The sequence below is a fragment of the Candidatus Thorarchaeota archaeon genome, from assembly GCA_013388835.1.
Taxonomy (GTDB): domain Archaea; phylum Asgardarchaeota; class Thorarchaeia; order Thorarchaeales; family Thorarchaeaceae; genus JACAEL01.
Map to the genome: position 1 here is coordinate 1 of JACAEL010000030.1, position 18217 is coordinate 18217.

At 54.2% G+C, this 18217-nt stretch carries 25 protein-coding genes; 2 read left to right on the forward strand and 23 right to left on the reverse strand.

Annotated features, from left to right (window positions below; translation table 11 throughout):
• The 19 genes from HXY34_06045 to HXY34_06135 all read right to left on the reverse strand — a co-directional run.
• Positions 1-656 (reverse strand): energy-coupling factor transporter transmembrane protein EcfT (locus HXY34_06045; protein NWF95684.1); only part of this gene is annotated, 656 nt, incomplete at its 3' end.
• Positions 657-1481: an ABC transporter ATP-binding protein gene (locus HXY34_06050; protein ID NWF95685.1), complete on the reverse strand. Its 825-nt coding sequence runs from the start codon at positions 1479-1481 to the stop codon at positions 657-659.
• The gene (locus tag HXY34_06055) at positions 1478-2260 is read right to left on the reverse strand and encodes an ATP-binding cassette domain-containing protein (GenBank protein ID NWF95686.1); all 783 of its coding nucleotides are present in this window, start codon (positions 2258-2260) and stop codon (positions 1478-1480) included. Before HXY34_06055 ends, HXY34_06050 begins: the two co-directional genes overlap by 4 nt.
• 121 nt (positions 2261-2381) lie before the next feature.
• On the reverse strand, positions 2382-3335 hold the full coding sequence (locus HXY34_06060) for a DHH family phosphoesterase (protein ID NWF95687.1): 954 nt from the start codon (positions 3333-3335) through the stop codon (positions 2382-2384).
• Positions 3336-3632 (reverse strand): DUF3194 domain-containing protein, encoded by a 297-nt coding sequence (locus tag HXY34_06065; protein ID NWF95688.1) that lies wholly within the window; start codon positions 3630-3632, stop codon positions 3336-3338.
• Between the two features lie 5 nt (positions 3633-3637).
• Positions 3638-4000, reverse strand: a complete 363-nt coding sequence (locus HXY34_06070; GenBank protein ID NWF95689.1) for a prefoldin subunit beta — start codon at positions 3998-4000, stop codon at positions 3638-3640.
• Positions 4001-4250: 250 nt separating this feature from the next.
• A complete protein-coding gene (locus tag HXY34_06075) occupies positions 4251-4547 on the reverse strand; it encodes a hypothetical protein (GenBank protein ID NWF95690.1) in 297 nt (98 codons plus the stop codon).
• The gene (locus HXY34_06080) at positions 4540-5064 is read right to left on the reverse strand and encodes a hypothetical protein (GenBank protein NWF95691.1); all 525 of its coding nucleotides are present in this window, start codon (positions 5062-5064) and stop codon (positions 4540-4542) included. The genes HXY34_06075 and HXY34_06080 overlap by 8 nt, the downstream gene beginning before the upstream one ends.
• A gap of 56 nt (positions 5065-5120) precedes the next feature.
• Positions 5121-5504: a 50S ribosomal protein L37ae gene (locus tag HXY34_06085; GenBank protein ID NWF95692.1), complete on the reverse strand. Its 384-nt coding sequence runs from the start codon at positions 5502-5504 to the stop codon at positions 5121-5123.
• 135 nt (positions 5505-5639) lie between these two features.
• Entirely contained in the window at positions 5640-6458 is an 819-nt protein-coding gene (locus HXY34_06090) for an exosome complex protein Rrp42 (GenBank protein NWF95693.1), read from the reverse strand.
• Between the two features lie 2 nt (positions 6459-6460).
• Positions 6461-7291 (reverse strand): exosome complex exonuclease Rrp41, encoded by an 831-nt coding sequence (locus HXY34_06095; GenBank protein NWF95694.1) that lies wholly within the window; start codon positions 7289-7291, stop codon positions 6461-6463.
• 47 nt (positions 7292-7338) lie between these two features.
• Complete coding sequence (locus HXY34_06100; protein NWF95695.1) at positions 7339-8073, reverse strand: S1 RNA-binding domain-containing protein; 735 nt, start codon at positions 8071-8073, stop codon at positions 7339-7341.
• Between the two features lie 55 nt (positions 8074-8128).
• Positions 8129-8854: a ribosome assembly factor SBDS gene (locus tag HXY34_06105; protein NWF95696.1), complete on the reverse strand. Its 726-nt coding sequence runs from the start codon at positions 8852-8854 to the stop codon at positions 8129-8131.
• A gap of 20 nt (positions 8855-8874) precedes the next feature.
• Complete coding sequence (locus HXY34_06110) at positions 8875-9603, reverse strand: archaeal proteasome endopeptidase complex subunit alpha (protein ID NWF95697.1); 729 nt, start codon at positions 9601-9603, stop codon at positions 8875-8877.
• Between the two features lie 108 nt (positions 9604-9711).
• The gene (locus HXY34_06115) at positions 9712-9948 is read right to left on the reverse strand and encodes a hypothetical protein (GenBank protein ID NWF95698.1); all 237 of its coding nucleotides are present in this window, start codon (positions 9946-9948) and stop codon (positions 9712-9714) included.
• A gap of 17 nt (positions 9949-9965) precedes the next feature.
• Positions 9966-10364 carry a hypothetical protein gene (locus HXY34_06120; protein NWF95699.1) on the reverse strand — a complete coding sequence of 133 codons (399 nt, stop codon included), beginning with the start codon at positions 10362-10364 and terminating at the stop codon, positions 9966-9968.
• Between the two features lie 97 nt (positions 10365-10461).
• Positions 10462-10779 (reverse strand): hypothetical protein, encoded by a 318-nt coding sequence (locus tag HXY34_06125; protein ID NWF95700.1) that lies wholly within the window; start codon positions 10777-10779, stop codon positions 10462-10464.
• 49 nt (positions 10780-10828) lie between these two features.
• Complete coding sequence (locus tag HXY34_06130) at positions 10829-11758, reverse strand: AEC family transporter (GenBank protein ID NWF95701.1); 930 nt, start codon at positions 11756-11758, stop codon at positions 10829-10831.
• A gap of 200 nt (positions 11759-11958) precedes the next feature.
• Positions 11959-12603 (reverse strand): class II aldolase/adducin family protein, encoded by a 645-nt coding sequence (locus HXY34_06135; GenBank protein NWF95702.1) that lies wholly within the window; start codon positions 12601-12603, stop codon positions 11959-11961.
• A 179-nt stretch (positions 12604-12782) separates the two neighbouring features.
• Between HXY34_06135 and HXY34_06140 the strand changes: the two genes are divergently transcribed.
• Positions 12783-13460 carry an isoprenylcysteine carboxylmethyltransferase family protein gene (locus tag HXY34_06140; protein ID NWF95703.1) on the forward strand — a complete coding sequence of 226 codons (678 nt, stop codon included), beginning with the start codon at positions 12783-12785 and terminating at the stop codon, positions 13458-13460.
• Between the two features lie 52 nt (positions 13461-13512).
• Here HXY34_06140 and HXY34_06145 read toward each other — a convergent pair whose 3' ends face one another.
• The 4 genes from HXY34_06145 to HXY34_06160 are packed head-to-tail and all read right to left on the reverse strand — an operon-like array spanning position 13513 to position 17550.
• A complete protein-coding gene (locus HXY34_06145) occupies positions 13513-14823 on the reverse strand; it encodes a Ni/Fe hydrogenase subunit alpha (GenBank protein ID NWF95704.1) in 1311 nt (436 codons plus the stop codon).
• Positions 14823-15611 (reverse strand): sulfhydrogenase 1 subunit delta, encoded by a 789-nt coding sequence (locus tag HXY34_06150; GenBank protein NWF95705.1) that lies wholly within the window; start codon positions 15609-15611, stop codon positions 14823-14825. The genes HXY34_06145 and HXY34_06150 overlap by 1 nt, the downstream gene beginning before the upstream one ends.
• A 44-nt stretch (positions 15612-15655) precedes the next feature.
• Positions 15656-16519 carry a cytochrome-c3 hydrogenase subunit gamma gene (locus tag HXY34_06155; GenBank protein NWF95706.1) on the reverse strand — a complete coding sequence of 288 codons (864 nt, stop codon included), beginning with the start codon at positions 16517-16519 and terminating at the stop codon, positions 15656-15658.
• A complete protein-coding gene (locus tag HXY34_06160) occupies positions 16516-17550 on the reverse strand; it encodes a 4Fe-4S dicluster domain-containing protein (protein NWF95707.1) in 1035 nt (344 codons plus the stop codon). The genes HXY34_06155 and HXY34_06160 overlap by 4 nt, the downstream gene beginning before the upstream one ends.
• A 330-nt stretch (positions 17551-17880) precedes the next feature.
• Here HXY34_06160 and HXY34_06165 point away from each other — a divergent pair, with 330 nt between their 5' ends.
• Positions 17881-18087 carry a hypothetical protein gene (locus HXY34_06165; GenBank protein NWF95708.1) on the forward strand — a complete coding sequence of 69 codons (207 nt, stop codon included), beginning with the start codon at positions 17881-17883 and terminating at the stop codon, positions 18085-18087.
• Positions 18088-18217 lie beyond the last annotated feature (130 nt).

The window sequence follows — 18217 nt, forward strand, 5'->3', positions numbered from 1 at the left end:
AAGCGAAGCGACTCCAGGTATGTCCGTTTCTCAACCGCCCCGAATCCACGTGATTCCATGCTCTCTGCAATTGAGAGAGCTCGTCTGATGGACACGACAATGAGAGGAACAATGATGGGGACAGTATTTCGCACTCGCCGTACCAGGTTTCCCTTGTCCAGCTCGACTCCTCGCGCCCTCTGAGCGTCCATTATGGCAAGGGCCTCCTGGCCCAGAGTGGGAACATATCTCATCGCCATGCTCAGGGCAAATGCAAACTCGAACCGGACGTGCATCTGTATTAGCGCCTGCGACAGCTGATCCGGGTGTACCGTGAGGAAGAACAGAGAGAATGCAGTCATGAGGGCCACAAGGCGTATTGACAGGGCAATGGAGTACGAGATGGGGTGAGCCACTGGAGAGAAGAGCGAGTTGAACACGAGAATGAACACTAGTAGTACTGAGAGGCCCCTCATACTCCGCACCCATCTCTTCAACGACTTTGCTGCAGCAATCAGTGGGACTAGGAATGCCAGCAGGAGAAGAAGCGGGAGTATGTTGAGAAACATGAGAGAACATACTGCCAGAGAGATGGAGAGAAGAAGCTTGGACCTCGGGTCGAGTCGATGAACGAATGTGTCCTGCCGGGTATACTGGAAGACTTCGAGAAAGGACATTCAGACAGCCCCCAAGACCCTGAGAATGGACGCTTCCAGCTCATCGAGAGAGGTGATCCGTGGCGAGACCTCAGAGAACACGCGACTGAGAGAACGCGCCGCTATTGTCATCTGAGGCGGTGAGAGAGAGCACATCTCCAAGACTGCCTCATTGCTCAGAACGGAGGAAGTCCGACCGTCAGCCACGACTCGTCCGTCCGACATCGCAATGGTTCGTTTGAAGTTCTCAATGACAAACTCGATGTCGTGGGTCACGACAACCACTGTGCGGCCCTCTCTGTTCATCTGGGTGAGCATCTCCGCCAGATGCCTCTTCTGTTCAGCGTCCTGACCGATGGTCGGTTCATCAAGAGCTAGGACTCGCGGCTCCGTGGCAAGGACAGATGCAAGGGCTACACGCTTTCTCTCGCCACCGGACAGGGCAAATGGAGAACGGTCACTAAGGTGTGAAAGTCCCAGTCGCTCAAGGGTATGGCTGCATCGGTCTTCAGACTCCTCTTTCGAGAAACCAAGACTCTGAAGTCCAAATACCACCTCCTTGCGCACTGTGTCGAGGAAAAGCTGATGGTCCGGATTCTGCCATACCAAGCCAATCACACGAGAGAGCTCTGCGACTGTCAGTCTTCTGGCATCAACACCATCGACTATGACACGCCCACAATCAGGTCGCAGCAGACCATTGAGGTGCTTGATCAGGGTGGTCTTGCCTGCGCCATTGGAGCCCATGATTGCCACAGACTCGCCATCATCTATCTGGATTGAAACACCGCGCAGTGCTGTGTATAGGCCCTCATAGCTGAAGTGGACATCATCTAGAATGATCAAGCACTTGAGGCCTCCCTGACTGCCAGTGCCAGTTCCTCCCCTGTGAGCGGGACTCTCGGCAACTGGATTCCCCTCGCCTTGAGGCGTCGATATATCTGTGTCGCCTTTGGAACACCGACACCAATGCGTTCACACAAGTCATCTGACAGGACGCTGCGGGGAGAACCGTCAGCAACCACGCGACCAGCGTCCATGAGTATCACACGAGAGGCGTCCTTCGCTACAATATCCAGACGATGTTCAACGAGAACAACCGTTGTGCCCTTGTGATTCTGTTCGGCAATCAATGCGAGAATGTCCTCAGCACTCTTCGGATCAAGATTGGACGTCGGCTCATCCGCGACGAGAATCCTTGGCCGGAGTGCCAGTGTGGCGGCCATTGCGACACGCTGTTGCTCGCCCCCGGACATCTCGTGGGGGTGCTTGGTGCGCAGATGCTCCAGATTCAGTGACTCTATTAGGCGCTCAACTCTGGCTCGTATCTCACTAGGGTCAATGCCGAAGTTCTCAGGCCCGAATGCAATCTCCTTCTCAACGTTGAGAGTCACTAGCTGGTTCGAAGGGTTCTGAAATACCATTCCCACCAGCTGTGACATGCCAGCAACAGTGTGCTCACGGGTGTTGATTCCGTTGACGAAGACATCCCCAGCGATGTAGCCCCTGTGGAAGTGCGGGACCAGACCATTGATGGCACGACAGAGTGTAGTCTTGCCACAACCTGATGGACCAGTTATGACGACGTACTCACCCTCATCGATGCTGAGGGATATCTTCCTCACTGCAGGACTGTCAGTGCCAAGATACTTGAAGCTGAAGTCAACGAACTGGATGAGTGCCAGTGTCGCCTCACCACCTGTCAGAGGTCAGACCGATGGTCCTTGGCGGACAGCGCTGCCCTAATCAACTCGACGGCTCTTGCGATGGCCAACTCAAGGTTCTTGGTGCCATTAGCGCCCGCAGCATTGGAGTGGCCGCCACCCGACCCACCAATGGTCTCACCTGTGGCTCCATCACATCGCGCGCCATGCTTATCCCTGTGGCCTCATGAAACTCATTTGTGCAGCGACAGCTCAGCCGGACCAGGTCCTTTGACGGCTTCCCACCCACGATAGCAACATCGGCCCCCAGCTCTATCATCGCACGACACGTGCTGGCCTCAAAGGCGTTGACAACGGACGTCACAACAATCCAGTCACCAAGATAGTAGGACTTCATCCTAGCAACAGCCTTCAGACGGGCAATCCGCTCCGACTTGTCCGGCCGACTCACAAGGGAACTCATGCACTTCTGATAGTCAGCACCTGCAGCTATGAGCCTCAGGGCGACTTCGAGCGTTCTTCCGTCAGCGTAGAGAAATCGACGACTGTCAAACAGGATCCCGGCCAGCAGGAGACTGGCAGTGTCAGGAGACATTTCAACACCCATCTCCTCATAGAGACCTGCCACTATCTCGCACGTTGAAGACCTGTCACTATTCACGATTGAATGACTGGCGACGGACGCCAAGTTGGTGGCCTCGATATGATGGTCGATTATCAGTGTGCGTTCCGGGTCCCTGAGAACACCACACATGCTGGGCCCAAGCTGAATCGGGCTATTGGTGTCTAGCATTACCACAAGGTCGAACTCACCGTCCACGGAGTCAAGAACAACCGCATCAGGAGCGAATGTCTGGAGGACCTTTGTTGCAATCCGGCTCACATCATCACTGGCAAGTGTGACCTTCCCAGTCGCGTTGACTGCCCGGTAGAGCCTTGCAAACGCCACCATAGATGCCACTGCATCAGGGTCGGCATTCTGATGGCCGACCACCAAGATGTCAGCTGTATCACGAAGTAGCTCGCGGAGCATCAATCAGCCTTTCATCTCCAGCAGATGGCTTCTGAGCCACTCAATCCCATGAACAGAAGCCTCATCTGCCAGCTCTTTGAGAGAGACCCCGGTGTCATAGTCCTGCACAATCACGGTTTCGACTTCGACCTTCAGCTCCTCATCCAAGTCCATGCTGCACAGTATGACGAGCTCTGAGATGCTCTTCTGTGGTATCCTCTGAACGATGAAGCTTCGTACTTCCGCCTCACAGGCATCAGTCAGGCGCTCGATGTCCTCTTCAGAGAGACTGGGCAACCCGATGTTCTCGGTCTCGTTCATGGCACTCACTGGAGCCGTGGATTTGCCTTGCCAAGTTCAATCTGTATCTTGGCTTGAAGCTCCTTGAGCTTCGCTTCCACCGCTTCTCTCTTCTTGCTCAGAGTGCCAAGCCGCAACTCGATAGACTTCTCACGGTCTTGCATCTCTTCAGTCAACTTGGCCTTCTCTGTCCTGAACATTATCTGACCAATGGTCTTGAAAGTGACCGTGGAATCGGGTTGCTTGCCGAGTTCTTCCAGAGTGTCCTTCAGCTCGGACAACTCATTCTGGAGAGTCTGAAGCATCATTTGGTAGGTCTCATGCTCTCGTCTCAGCGCCTCGAATCGCTGGATTTCCTGCTCTAGAGCAGGCGGTAGTCGCTGGGCCATGTCACTTGTCTCCTTCGGTCACTCAGTTCTTGGAAGGCCATCGGGGTGCGGACTTAAGCGTTTTGGCATGGCCTTCCTAGGACTACAGAGGGGCGAAGGTCTCCGCAACGGGCAGTCGCAAGCATACCATATGTTGTGTTGGACTCGTAGGTCTCACCATTCTGGAGGCGCCTTTGCCCCGGAAGGCCCGCGCTTCTCTTGCGTCTATTGCAGCATCTTCATGCACCTCAGTCTAGCTGACAACGAACAGTCAGTGTTGTGCACTCCCAGACGAGTCATCAGCGTTGGCGACTGACTGCAGAGCTCTCTCGCAGGCAGATATCCAAGACAGGAATGAGTTGGTCGCAGCCCGCAACGACGCCAGGTCTTGGGCGGTGATGTCGATACGGATAACGGGACCGCAGACCTGGACCGTTGTCCTAGCCCGCTCCGAGGGAGCCGACACAGTCTCAGGAAAGAGCGCATCGTACACTATGCGGGCATCGGCATCGGATTCAATGTCAATCTCAACTTGGACTCGGCCCATAAGAAGACCGTTGCTACTCACCCTGAGACTGCCTCCTTAGCGAGAACACTCGGACTCTTGGACCCATCTCGAGACCATCTGCAGCGTGGTAATGAGACCAGAGGGTCTTGCCAGAAGCCAGGTCTTCAAACCAAACATCAATCAGACCACTTGCCTGTGGGTCGGGGGCTGGACGACAGTCCGAGACACTCAACTGATGACGCGCCAGCTCGGACACTATCGTGGCCAGATCTCTGGTCTGAGTACTAGCACTGGATGCCACAGAGAGCGATCGGAGGCCTCGAATCCGGAAGGTGCAGTCAGGGCAGACCTCTCTCCGAAGCATCCCGCTATCAATCATGACGTGAACATCAGGGGAGGTCGCTGGTCGAATCACATGAATGCGTCCAGGGTTGCCGCGATATTGATACACCACGAGAACACCACTAGCACCCGAACTGCGTAGTCGCGCATTCAGTTCGCTGACCCCTGTGCCGCCCCTGTTGAATCGGACACTGCCAGGATACGCATGACACAGGTCCCTAAGGAATGAACGCACTCTGTTGTTTGTCCTTCTCGAGGTGGTTATCAGGAACAAATGAATCGGCTCGCCATTCAGTCCTCTGAGTTCTCTTCGTCCTTCATGTCTTGGGCCTCAATTGTGGCCAGTTCTATCTCGCGACGAGGAAGAAACTCAGGCACGACTGGTTCCTGCTCTCGGATGGTTATGAGGTCACCGGCAATGCGCTGTTCGATGGCTCTACGAGCTGCCCTGCCTGCGTCGGTATAGGGAGTGTATGCCCCTCCAGCAAACACAAGGTCACACTTGCGGCACAACCACAGACCTGCCGCCATGCGTTTCAGAGCAACAGTGGAACAGCGTGGGCATCTGTGAGGGTCAAGCTTTCGGCGCTCTAAGTCAAGCATTCTTCGACGGAGCTTCGCCCCGTATCTAGGTCCTAGTCGTCCAGTGCTTCCCACTTTCTTGAGTCGAGCCATTCTGCTGTTCTCCTTGTTCTACGGAGTCAACCACCCGCCCTTGGTCTTGCTTATTAGCGTATCTGTGTGTGAAACAGAAGGTCATCACCACGGCTGATCATGGCAATGACCACTCTGTGCTCGGCCTTACGGGGACTACTTCATGGCGTCTCGAATGAGGGTCCGGATGGCCTTTGTCTTGTCCAGAGCCATGTCCATCGCACGTTCAATCAGCTGTACCGATATTGGTCCCACGCCGCCACCCTTCTGCATCGCAGTGAAGTTGTCTTTCTCATCCACAGCCATGGTGATTCTACAGTCCTGCACCATCTCTTCCTTCAGAAGAGGGTCCATGACAAGATGCTCACCAATCTTCGCGACTGTGGCTTCGACAGCGAGATTCACGATGGGCACTCTGAGAGTCTTGCCAGTAGGCACCAGCTGACCATCCTCCTCCTTCACCTCGGGAAACTTGGTGTCCAAAAGCGCAGCAGCCGTTGCGATTGCACATGCGTCAATCAGGTTGCCGTCGTGCTCGAGCGTATAGAGGTCACAGAAGACCATGTAGACCTTACGCCCGGGCTCAACACAGAGCTTCTTCACATCAATCATCTCGGACTCTCGGACCCCGCGGTCAACCACGCGAGCAAGCTCGATTGCATCCTCGCCTGGTGGGCCCAGCTCGAAGAACGGTGATGCGATAGGAGCCATTTCTGCCGCAATCATGACAATGCCCTCATCTGGTGTGTCCGGGTAGGGTTCACCAGCGAGTACTTTTACACCTGCGATTACGCGAGTGTTACCAATGCGGGCAATGGCGGACCCCTCAGCCTTCGGCGTCACCACACCCGTCTGTATTTCAATGTCCCTGTACTCGTCAAAGGCACGTCCGTCTATTCGTTCACCCTTCTTCAAGAGGTCACGTATGTAGGCACGGTCGATATGACTGATTGTCTCTGCACTAAAGTCGCCCATTACTAGTCGTCCTCCTCGTCGTCGTCCTCTGACAGGTCTGCCTCACCCAGGTCGGTCTCAAGGTCATCCTCGTACTCCTCCAGCTCGTCTTCTTCGCCCTCTGTTGTGACGGGGACTCGCTTTGCGTATGCGCGCTTGAGAGCCTCCTTCTGTAGCTCGTGGATGTACTTGCACGCATTCATGCCCATCTGTATGGCCTCGAGCAGCTCATCCTTTGTGAAGTACCCGTCTTGCTGTAACAGTGTGATCTCGCCTGTGGTCGGAAGTATCGCCATGGGTATGTCACCCTGACCGTGTTTGTCTTCTTCATCACCAAGGTCGACGACAAGGACACCATCTGCCTTACCCACTGCAACAGCGGGCACCAGTGTCCTCATGGGGATTCCAGCGTCAGCCAACGCAAGTGATGCAGCATTTATCGCTGCACACCTAGTCCCGCCGTCGGCCTGAATGACCTGTATGAAGACGTCCACAACAGCACGTGGAAACTCCTCCAAGAACAACGCAGGCTCAAGAGCGTTTGCAATCACCATCGATATCTCTCGCTCTCTCCGCGATGGTGCAGGCTTCTTGCGGTCCGGTACAGAGAATGTTGCCATCCTATATACAGTTCGCAAGTAGGCTCGGTCATTGAGCGTCAGATGCCTCGGATGAAGTTCGCGTGGGCCATAGACTGCTGCAATGATGTGTGTCTTCCCTTGATGAATGGCCGCCGACCCGTCGGCAGTCTTCAGTACGCCGACCTCCAGCTCGATTGGTCTCAGCTCGTCAGGACGGCGACCATCTACTCTCAGACCCTCAGGACTGATGAGGTAGTCCGGCTTTTTCTCAATACTCATTTCTATCAACTTTCCTCTGTAAACTGTCAATCATGCTCTTCTTACTTGGGCTCACTGTTCTCAGCAGGAGCAGGGGGCCTCTTCTCGTCCCTGAGCCGGGCCGTTTCCTCTAGCAGCATCGCATTGACTCTGTCAGTCAGCTTCGAGGTGTGAGCCTGTTCCTCAATCATTCTGAACGCCCTCACGGCCAGTCGCATAGTCGCCGAGTCTGGCGCACGTATCCAAATACGGCCATTCTGACCAACGATGGTCTGAATACGGAGACGGTCATTAATCATGTTGATCATCGACCCGCGTCGCCCAATTATGCGCGGGACCTTCGCGGGGTTGACCTCCAGAATCATCCCATCTGTGAGCTTCTTGAGCCCTCGACCCTTCATGGTAAGGAACGGGCCGCTGTTCCTGTCAAACGCAAGGACCTCAGCGGAGAGTACATCACCGACATCATAGTAGCGGGATATGTCCTCATCATAAGGACGCCTGAGCGCATTGTTTGCGTGAAGGGAGGCCTGGTAGGGTCCTCCTATGTCTATGCGCCAGTTGTTTCCTGCCACGGCTATCACAGTACCAATGACTAGGTCACCTTCTCGGGGTATGTACACACCCTGGAGCGGTACAACCTTCACAGAGTTCCCGCGCAGCTCCGTCAGGCCCACGAGAGCGGAGTATATCTTGCCGTCAACATCGTAGGTGCCAACTGATGCCCTGTATCTACCTTCTGCAAGGAGCTGACCGGGAATCACGACTTCACGTTTCTGGAAGTAAATTCCTGCCAATTCTTTCCCTCTTGTTTCGTTATTCTTGCGATCTGAAATGCGGCGCATGGAGCCGCTATCGGACGACCTCGATTCGAACCTGTCCCTTTGTGAGCTTGTTCAGTTCATCATAGAGCTGCTGCCTCTGAGAGGCAGGCATCTCGACCAGACCGGTCCAAGAACCATCAGTGTTCCACGTGTCGGACTTGACAACTCCCGTGGACGCCACAATGTTGTAGCCCTTACCCGAATACGCAGCAGGGATTGTCACCTGCACTTTCACGGTGTCAAACGAGATGGGGAGTATGACACGAAGTGCCTTCACGACATTTGGTATCTGCTCTTCAACTGAGGTGAAGGGGTCCACTCGCACTTTGGCCTCGACCATCGCGCTTCGAATCCGGTCCGGCGGGTGTGGATAGCCGGTCTGAGGATTCATCGCCTGCTTACAGATGCTGTCAACTATCGCATCGGTCTTCTCTCGGAGGAGCTGCTCTCTCTGCTCGTGAGTGAGTCTGAACTCACCGTGGCGTATCAGTTCCGGAGCCACGTCGAACACGTCAGAGCTCCCGAAAGTGTCCCGAACCAGTTGTTCAGAGGCAGTGATACCTCTTCGTGCGTCCTCGTAAATATTGAATGACTTGAGAATATCGTCAAGTGCGATGTTCTCGCCCCGTCTGTATCGGAAGGCCAAGTCCGGGTCGACAAACAACTCAAAACGCCGGCCGTCCTTCACAATGCCTATCACTACCGCGTCCAACGCGAGCCACTTTTCGCCTGTCTTGGCACCCCAACCCATCATCCACGTTCAACTCCGGTCCTTCAGTTTGTGACCTTTGGCTGCGAGAGTATCTGCTCAATCTCCTCACGTGAGAGCTTGTGGAACTTCCTGTCACTGACAGCGATATGAGCTATCTCGATGTTGTCCGGTGTCATCTTCGCCTCACTGGCCTGCTTGAGTGCCTCAAGAGCCAGTCGCGTGGCATCCTCCATGCTCATAGTCCTGTTGTATTTCTTCTCAAGCAACTCGCCAGCTTGGCTACTGCCTCGTCCAATGACAGTAGCGAGGAAACCAAGCAGCGTCCCGGTGGGATCAGTGACATACAGCTTTGGCCGGCCATCGAGGTCAACCGCACCGATTATCATCGCAACACCAAATGGACGGCCACCACCGCCTTGCGTGAACATGGACTTGATGTCACATATGTGGTCTGCAAGCGCTTCAGCGGGAATCGGTTCTTCGTAAGTCAGCCAGTAGGACTGCGCCTTTATCCTGGCCATCTCAATCAGGCGCCTCGCATCGGCCATCAGACCGGAAGTGGCGACCCCCACATGATCATCCACCTTGGAGATCTTCTCAATGCTGTCCGGTTCATGGAGTGGTTCAACTCGCTTCTCCGCAAGTAGTACTACTCCGTCCTTCACAAGAATCCCAATGGATGTGGCACCTTGTTCCACTGCCTTCTTTGCGTATTCCGCAGCAAAGATCCGTCCATCCGGGCTGAATACGCTCGTACTGAAGTCGTATCCCGCTCCGCTTATGCCAAACACAGTGAATCCTCCAAGCAGTCGTCTGAAAGCCTAGCCGGAAGCCAGAACCTCATTTTATGGGCAGTCTAACAATTCCGGTGAGTGACTGGACAGAGAAGACTGTCAGTCCTAGGCAACTAACGTCGTCTGGTTCAGAAGGTCTAACCCAGAAGTGGCCACATAAAGCTTCTGGTCAAGTAGGCTTCCAGAGGACAGGTCAAGTGTCTGCAGGGGAGCAATTGTCCTGCCGAATCTGCTCGGGCAGACAAGTACAGGCTGTCGGTATCTCGACATTGACCTCTTTCTCAGAGGTACTGCCTGTGCAGTAGAGTCAATCCGGCAGAGCATCGTGACAACTGTGAACATGGTACAGACCTGCTGGCTCATTCCTGATGAAGAAACAGGTAAGCCACAAAGCCCAATGAAAAGGCCAGAGTTGCAGCAGCTATGTTGGGCCCAAACATCCCATACGAGATTCCACCTATGACAGCGAGCATGATCACAATCTCGGTCCAACCAGATCTGATGCCAGTGAGCCCGAATCTGAGGTTGACCACGGTGACTGTCACGAAGATGAAAGTGAGTGTGAGCGACGCAATCTCAACCACGTAGGTGAGCCAGACGTTTATTGAATTGAGCACGCCCACCGGACTTGTGGCAATGAAGTCTGGAGAGGACCATGCCCAGAAGGCAATGGCAAGGAGCAAGAAGACTGTGGAGAACAGCACAGTCACTACTGTGGAACGAATCAGATCCCGTCGTTCTGGCAGATTGTCACTCACTCTGGATATCACCCGCCGACGGGGCCAGAGAACGTTCCTCACTTAAATATGCCGACAAGGAGGACTGCGCACTGAGCATACCTTCAGCTGCGGAGCACTACACATCGACAGAGGTGCCGAGTCGGAGATTGTACACTCTGAACTCAAGACTGGTGAGCTCGTCCTGCAGAGCGCGATAGCGGGACTCGAACTCCGCAGATGAGATGTCGCCAGCTCGCTTGAGAGTCACAAGCTCCTTGAGTGCCTTCTGTTTCGCGCGAATCTCCTGCTTGAGCCGCGCCCACTCATCTCGATTTGCAGACACCGTGTCTGCCCATGCCATGGCGCCCTCTTCCGAGTCTTGTTCTAGCTTGCCCACAATCTCGTCCAGTGCGTGTCGAATCTGAGCGCTCTTCTTCTCTTCCTTGTCTGTCATCAGGCTCACTACAAGCAGAGCTTCATCTGAGATGATATATGCATTGAGATTAGACTCCAATGATGAGTGGAATCAGGGGGACCAGTGGTAGAAACACAACTGTGCCCAGAATGACTGCCGTGGCGGCAGCCTCATAGTCCAGCCCGAAGCTTGTCGATAGCGCAACCGTGATGACTGCAGGAGGCATCATCGCTTCAATCAGCAGCACCATCCGGGTCACAGGCGTTGGGGTAAGGACGATGAGCAGGAGGGCGACAGCAAGCGGGACAAGCACCTGTCGTATGACAAGCACTTTCGCAGTTGATCTCACTCTGAGCGTGCCGAGACCAGAACACAGAGCAAGACCTACACTGAATAACGCCAGATAGGTGGTGATACTGCCTACAGACGAGAGAGCCGGGACCAATGCATCAGGAACCCGGGCACCAATCAACAGGACTGGGAGTATGAATGCAACCGCAAGTAGTGGCGGAAAGAGCAGAGTCTTCTTCACGATCTGCAACCACCGTACATGCTCGGCTCCGTAGAGTGATCCGATTGTCGATCCAAGAGTACTCAGAATTGTCATCTGAACAATAGAGAAGACCACGATGACGGGGACTCCAACTCCACCAATGAACATGAGAGTCACTGGCAAAGGTAGGAAGACGCCATTGGGAAAAGTCCCTGCGAGCAGAAACGCTCCTCTGGTTGCAGGCGGGTTGGTGTCACTCAACATGACAGCAGAGACCATGGCTACACTGAGCAGGTGTATTGTGACGGTCACTACGACAATCAGGAGGAAGTCCTCTGCCACACCGATGGGGGATGTGAGAAATGTCTGCACAATGAGCACAGGGATTAGTACATTGACAATCAGAGAGCCTGCAGCCCTGTTGACTCGCTGAGAGTCGTGATACAGCCGGCCGAATGAATAACCAAACGCTATGAAAGCGTAGAACAGCACCAGCTTCAGTCCCACATCGACAATACTCTGCATACCTGTGCTCAGCCTGAGGGACCGCGACTCACGATATAAGCTGACGGGAGAGGACACGCGACCGTCCCGCAACCGCCTTCGTTCGCACACCATTCGGACCACCTTGATCGCACCACCTCTGGACAGAACACTCGCACTTCACCTGCGCTCGGTAAGCTTCTCCGTCTGCAGGCCAGGTCACAAGAAACTCATACCTCTAGCTACTCTTCTCGGCAGTTTCTGAGCACCGCCCACAGTTGGGATTCCACCTCTATTACTTCCTTGGAGAGAGTCCTAGGAGTGCCTACGCTCAGCGCAAGAAGATAGATTCTGCAGGCACGGTCAAGAAGGACTGACAGGTCGAGGGCTTCCTCAAGAGTCCGCCCACAAGTGAGGGCCCCATGATTCGCCATGAGTACTCCACTACGGCCCTCCAATGCGTCTACTACTGCCTCGGCAAGTTCATCTGTGCCGGGCATTGCATAGGAGGCCACTCGGACCTCGCCTCCAATCTTTGGTACAATCTCATCTAGGACAGGAGGCAAGGGCATGCCGAGGACCGCAAGTGCGCTGGCGTACACACTGTGCGTGTGCACAACAGCTCTTGCATCTCGCCTACGCTTGTAGATGCGCAAGTGTGTGGGAGTCTCGATACTAGGTGTCTTCGCGCCTTCTAAGACCCGCCCCTCAGTGTCTAGTACCATGATGTCGTCAATCGCCATCTTGTCGTACTTGACTGAACTCGGCGTGATAACCACATGATCATCGACTCTGACACTGACATTGCCAGATGAACCGACGACCATCCCATGCTCAGTAAGCCACAGGCAAGTGTCAACTATCTCCTGTTTTGTCGCTTCATACATTCATTCATCACTTCGGCGCCAGGTGTCACTCTATCGAGAGTCAGAGTGTGTTTCGTAGAGTTCGTGCAGCTGGTCGAGCAGCTGGTCTCTGGCCACTCGTGTCTTCAGATAGTACAGACAGTATCGCCGTTAAAGCTGCTGTTGCCGAGAGCAGTAGTGATTTGAGTGTGAGCGCACGAATGTGTACTGTGTCATCAAGCGCTATTGCACAGAAGATGGTGTTCTTTGTACTATTCTATGTCGTATACTTTAACGCGCTTCTGTTGACGCTTGTGCCACAGATCTACACCTCTCCAGTTCATCTTGTCTACCTGTTGTTGTTCTACGGGACGGCATTCATAGACGGCATGGTAAGACCGCTGCCGGAGAAGAGAGAGGTGGACACCTATACCAAGACACTGATTGTCTTCTTTGGCCTACAGCCTTTCCTCTTCGTGCTCGCATTCTACGAGAACTTGTCACTGATTACGAGGTTCTTACCACCATACGACAGTCAGCTCGTGTCCTACGCGGGAATCAGCCTGTACATCATAGGCGCGGCCTTGTCAGTGGGCAGTAGAGTCCAGCTTGGTAGGCAAGGTAGTGGACGCATTGAGATTCGCGAGGGACACACACTGGTGACGACCGGACTCTACGCGCGGGTGCGCCACCCCATGTACAGCGGGGGACTGGTGGGGATAATAGCATTTGGACTCGTGTTTCGCTGTGTGGCGGTCATGTTGTTCGCTATCGCGTTGTTCTTTGTTGTCTTCCAGAAGCGCTGGAAGAGAGAGGAACAGCTCCTGGAGCAGGAGTTCGGAGAGCAGTACAGGGAATACATGAAGCGGACCAGACGACTAATACCAGGTGTCTACTAAGGCCTCATCATGGAATAATACCACTCATGAGGAAACGCCCTGTACCACTTTGTCAGTCCTTGACCTCAGCTAGATGCACGCTACACGACACACAAGGGTCGTATGCTCGTACTATTGTCTGAATCTTCTCCGCCAGTACCTTTGGGTCTTTGACGCCCTGTTGTAGAAACGCCTCAGTGGTTCTTCGAAGGTCATCCTCCAGCATGGGCAGGAACATCGCAGTGGGCGTGATTATGTCCGCCGCCTTCACGACACCGTTCTTGTCCACCCGGATAGTATACGCCAAGAGCCCACGTGGCGCCTCTGAGATAGACACACCGGTTCCGGCCTGAGCAATCTTGGGTCGAATCCGCTTCTCATAGGGCTTGAAGTCCGCCAGCAGTTGCTCCACGATGTTCTCGGCTCTATGGACGAAGTAGATGAGTTCAATGGCCTGAGCGAAGTTGTTAGACATCGGGTTGTTGGGGTCAAGGTGTGACTCATACATCTCGGCCAGTTCTCTGGCCCGACCGTCCATTCCACTGCGAAAGAGTGTGAGCCTTGACAGAGCACACGTCATGAAGGGCTTTCCTTTGTACATGCTGTGCTTGGCAAAGGAGTGAGAGACAACCTGCTCTGTGATACGAACCTTGTATGCATCCACCTTGAACGTCTCGCCGTCTGAGGCAGAGACCTGGTTGCCCAGCATGGAGTAGGTGGCATCGAAAGGCTGTAGTGCAAGATGGACCCGGTCCCCATCTGCCTCAGGCCAGTTGCGGAAACTGACTAGGTGCTCAAGTGCTTCCTCGGCCTGGTTGTGGATTCCTTTGAGTCGCTTAAGGATGGACTCAAGCTGTTCCTTCGAAGGGAGCTTGCCATAGCCACCAATCAGGACATTCTCCTGATGTATGTAACGGGAGCCCAGTAGGGTCTGAATGTCTGCGCCAATGTCCTTCAGTATCATTCCGGACTCGATGATGCTGGGGTGGTCCTTGCCAAGTGTGAAGGCATCATGATAGCCCAGGAAGTCAGGCAGTGCCAACAGGAACAAGTGGAGAGCATGACTCTCGATGTAGTCACCAATGTAGAGGAGTTCGCGCAACTTCCTCGTCTGCTCAGTCGGCTGCAGACCAATGGCAGCCTCGGCAGCCTGCACAGCCGTCACCTTGTGCGCAGCGGAGCAGAATGAACAGATACGCGGATACACGGCCACAGCATCTTCCAAGGGCTTGCCCACGGTGATTGCCTCAAAGTACCGAGGACCCTCAAACACATTCACATGAACGACATCGACCTTCGTCCCTGTGAAGCTGATCTCGATGCCAGCCTTGCCTTCGATACGTGCGATGTGGTCCACAGAGATGGGATATGACACCTTGGACATCACTTGGTACCTCCGTAGATCTTGTCGAGATGTCCCTCGAGATTTGGTTCGTGCGCACCAAAGATGCGCATCCGAGCACGCACCGATTCACGTGACATGCCCTTGGCCTTGAACACCGACGCGAGAGAGTCAAACCACGACGTGTTATGTGGGACTGGACCACGACAGCCTATGCAGGGGACATCATGCGATATGCATCTGGCCTTGCATCCCGCCGTTGTGACGGGCCCTAGACAGGGCTCACCACGTTCGATCAGGATACATGGATTGCCGGCCATTCTGCACTCGGAACAGACGGGAAAGTCCTTCGGCTCCGGAAAGGTCCCGAACAAGAATGCTGAGATGAAGTAGAGTATCTCGTCTTCTTCTGGAGGACAGCCGGGCAGGTAGTAGTCCACCTTGACGTGTTTCGATATGGGCGTTGCCTGCAGTGGAGCAGCGTCAATCTTGCTTGTCCCGTAGACTGTTGCATGTAGGTCAGACACCTTCTTGTCGCCTTCAGCCCAGCTCTGGACCCCTCCGTTCACAGAACAGGCGCCCAGGGCCACAAGTATCTTGGAATGCTTGCGAATCTCATGCAACTCCTCCAAGTCCTTCTCGGTGGACACCGAGCCCTCCACAAATGCGACCTCCACATCCGGGGCCATGGTACTTGCACTGGAGAGCATATAGAAGCTCTCAAAGCTCACTGCCTCCGATATCTCAAGGATCTTTGAAACTGTGGCAAGTTTCAGCTGGCATCCATAACAGGAGGTGAGTGCATAAACGCCCACCTTTGGCTTGCACACTCCTCCACAGTCTTCAATGATTGCGGTCATTCAATCATATCCTCCTATATCAGACCAGGGATGGATGTTATGGCATAGTAGTCGAACACGGGACCATCCTTGCAGGCATACTTCCACGAGGTTGCAGTCCCTATGTTACAGTGCCCACACTTGCCGACTCCGCACTTCATACGCCGCTCCAGAGTGACAAAGACATACCTTGGGTCATAGCCCTTCTCAACAAGATACTCGAACATTCCTCGGTACATTGCGGGCGGTCCACACATAGCCACGGCGCAGTTGTGTGGATTCACATTCGCCTTGTCCATGTGCTCAGTAGCACGGCCCTTCAGACCCTCGTACTCGGGGTCACGCGTCGCCGTCTGTACTATGGAGATGTTCTCCGCAGTAGCAATGTCCTTCATTGCCTCGAGCTCCTTCTGGAAGAGTAGCTCCCTACCATACTTGGCACTGTTGATGATTGTGATGTTCCCGAAGAGCCACCGGTTGTCAAGCGCATAGAGAAAGACCGACCTGAGTGGAGCCATTCCAAGACCAGCAGCAACGCAGAGGAGATCGCGGCCGTGAAACTGCTCCATCGGGAAACCATTGCCGTACGGACCCCGAATACCAACCAGCGTGCCGGGCTGAAGCTTGTGAATCTGTGACGTGACGCGTCCGGCATTTCGAATGCACAGCTCGAAGAACCCGATTCTCCTTGCGGAGGAACAGATGGAAATGGGAACCTCTCCAAGCCCCAACACTGAGACCTCTACGAACTGACCGGGTTTGAACCGCCAGTTCTGGGCAAAGTCAGGGTCTTCGAAACGGAAGAGGAAGAGAGCCTCCTGTTCCGTCAACGCGTACTTTCTGAGCAACCTGCACTTGACAGTGTTGTAGAGCGACGGCGATGCATCTACTGACATCATTCTGGGATCATCTCCACATAACCACCGATTTCCATCAAGTTCTTCATGAAACTGATACCTGCGGGACAGAACTGTGTGCATCTCCCGCAGCCCACACAGTAGGCTGTTGTTGTGGTCCGGTTGTACGCATTCTTACACATGTAACGATTCACAAAGCGGTCCTTCTTTGACTCTCGGAAGTTGTGTGGACCAGCGACAAGCCCGTGTGAACGAAACTGACACGAGTCCCAGACGCGAACCCGTTCGCCGGTCCTGCCGTCTATGCTCGGGATGTCCTTCACGTCATAGCATCTGCAAGTGGGACACGTAATGGTGCAGTTGCCACAACCGAGGCACTTCTCAGCCTCTCGGTCGTACATCGGATGGCCCATCCTCAACTCAAGCTGGTATCTCAGCGAGTCCCAGTTCCCATTGAGCCTGAACATGCCCGCCCTCTTGGTTTCAAAGGCACGCATCTCATTGATGTCCTGTTCTGTCACCCTGGTGAACAGGTCCGACGACTCGTCGGTGAGCTTGTGACCAGTGACGGTGCCCACTCGAACAAGATAGCCGTCAGGTAGCTCGTGGAAGAACAGGTCGAACCCAGCATCTACAAAGTCGACCCGTCGGACATTGCAGAAGCAGTACTCGTCCGGCAGGCATGAGAGACCTATCACTATCGAGTTCTTGCGCCGCTGTTGATAGTACGGGTCGGGGGTCTCATCCATGAACTCAGAGTCCATGATTCTGAGACCGACTATGTCACAGGAGTGAAGCCCGAAGAGTACGACGGTCTCGTCCTCCGGCATCTTCTCGTACAGCTCCACCCGCGTCGTATCGAATGTGAACAAGGTCTCCTCTGCGGGATAGAAGAACCGTCTGGGAGGACGAATCGTCCGGGGGTACCCAAAGGCGATCTCCTTCACGTCCTCAAGTAACTTGAAGTCATAAGAGAGCTCCGAGACCTTCTGTGGCGCGTACAGCGTGCCACGTCTCTTGAGACGCTCTAAGAACTGATAGGTGTCAGCCTTTGAGATCTTGACATAACGCAAATCCCAAACCTCGCATCAGTCGGGTGACGTGCGTGTCGAGATTCGGATAGGCTAATAAGATGATAGGTTGTGGTCAACTCCTGTCACTGCGGACCGTTCATTTCTAGATAGAAAATGCTGCACACAGAGGCCTTGCAACTCGCGAAACACTGAGCCGAAGCCACTCCTTGAAACCAGTTGAAGCGTCGATTTGACATCGCGAGTTCGGGATTCAAACAGAGACATATAAGCGCCACCTTAAGCATATCCAATGCTGATTGACTCCGGGGCAGCTGCTGCGAACCCATAGGCCGCTGTTGTGATTCACCGTAGATGTGGGAGAAACGACTCATGACTAGCTCCATGTGCAAGCGCAAGTATGTGGTCGGATTCAGCATCATGTTGTTCTTGGGCGCTTCGTTCGTCATCTCTGCATCCTCGATCACATCCGACACACGCTCCATTGAGGCGCTCATGAAAGTCCCCGTCACCATCGACACTCTGCTCACACAGTCGAACGGAAGTCTGTGGGTACGGGAGCAGTTGCCCAGAAGTTGAACATTCTTGATGAACGGCCTTCCTCCCTCGTTCCGAACTCAGCGCTCTCCATGCCTCTGCAATCATGGTGACCGACACGCTCCCTGCCCTGTCTTCAGTCTTTCGCCAGTCATACCAGTCCCTTCTATCC

Excerpts from the sequence above, each read along its gene's own strand:
- HXY34_06070 (NWF95689.1), bottom strand. The coding sequence starts at position 4,000 with ATGGCCCAGCGACTACCGCCTGCTCTAGAGCAGGAAATCCAGCGATTC.
- HXY34_06140 (NWF95703.1), top strand. The coding sequence starts at position 12,783 with ATGTGTACTGTGTCATCAAGCGCTATTGCACAGAAGATGGTGTTCTTT.
- HXY34_06165 (NWF95708.1), top strand. The coding sequence starts at position 17,881 with ATGACTAGCTCCATGTGCAAGCGCAAGTATGTGGTCGGATTCAGCATC.
- HXY34_06155 (NWF95706.1), bottom strand. The coding sequence starts at position 16,519 with ATGATGTCAGTAGATGCATCGCCGTCGCTCTACAACACTGTCAAGTGC.
- HXY34_06130 (NWF95701.1), bottom strand. The coding sequence starts at position 11,758 with ATGCAGAGTATTGTCGATGTGGGACTGAAGCTGGTGCTGTTCTACGCT.
- HXY34_06125 (NWF95700.1), bottom strand. The coding sequence starts at position 10,779 with ATGACAGACAAGGAAGAGAAGAAGAGCGCTCAGATTCGACACGCACTG.
- HXY34_06065 (NWF95688.1), bottom strand. The coding sequence starts at position 3,632 with ATGAACGAGACCGAGAACATCGGGTTGCCCAGTCTCTCTGAAGAGGAC.
- HXY34_06145 (NWF95704.1), bottom strand. The coding sequence starts at position 14,823 with ATGTCCAAGGTGTCATATCCCATCTCTGTGGACCACATCGCACGTATC.
- HXY34_06090 (NWF95693.1), bottom strand. The coding sequence starts at position 6,458 with ATGGGCGACTTTAGTGCAGAGACAATCAGTCATATCGACCGTGCCTAC.
- HXY34_06085 (NWF95692.1), bottom strand. The coding sequence starts at position 5,504 with ATGGCTCGACTCAAGAAAGTGGGAAGCACTGGACGACTAGGACCTAGA.
- HXY34_06105 (NWF95696.1), bottom strand. The coding sequence starts at position 8,854 with ATGATGGGTTGGGGTGCCAAGACAGGCGAAAAGTGGCTCGCGTTGGAC.
- HXY34_06115 (NWF95698.1), bottom strand. The coding sequence starts at position 9,948 with ATGTTCACAGTTGTCACGATGCTCTGCCGGATTGACTCTACTGCACAG.
- HXY34_06135 (NWF95702.1), bottom strand. The coding sequence starts at position 12,603 with ATGTATGAAGCGACAAAACAGGAGATAGTTGACACTTGCCTGTGGCTT.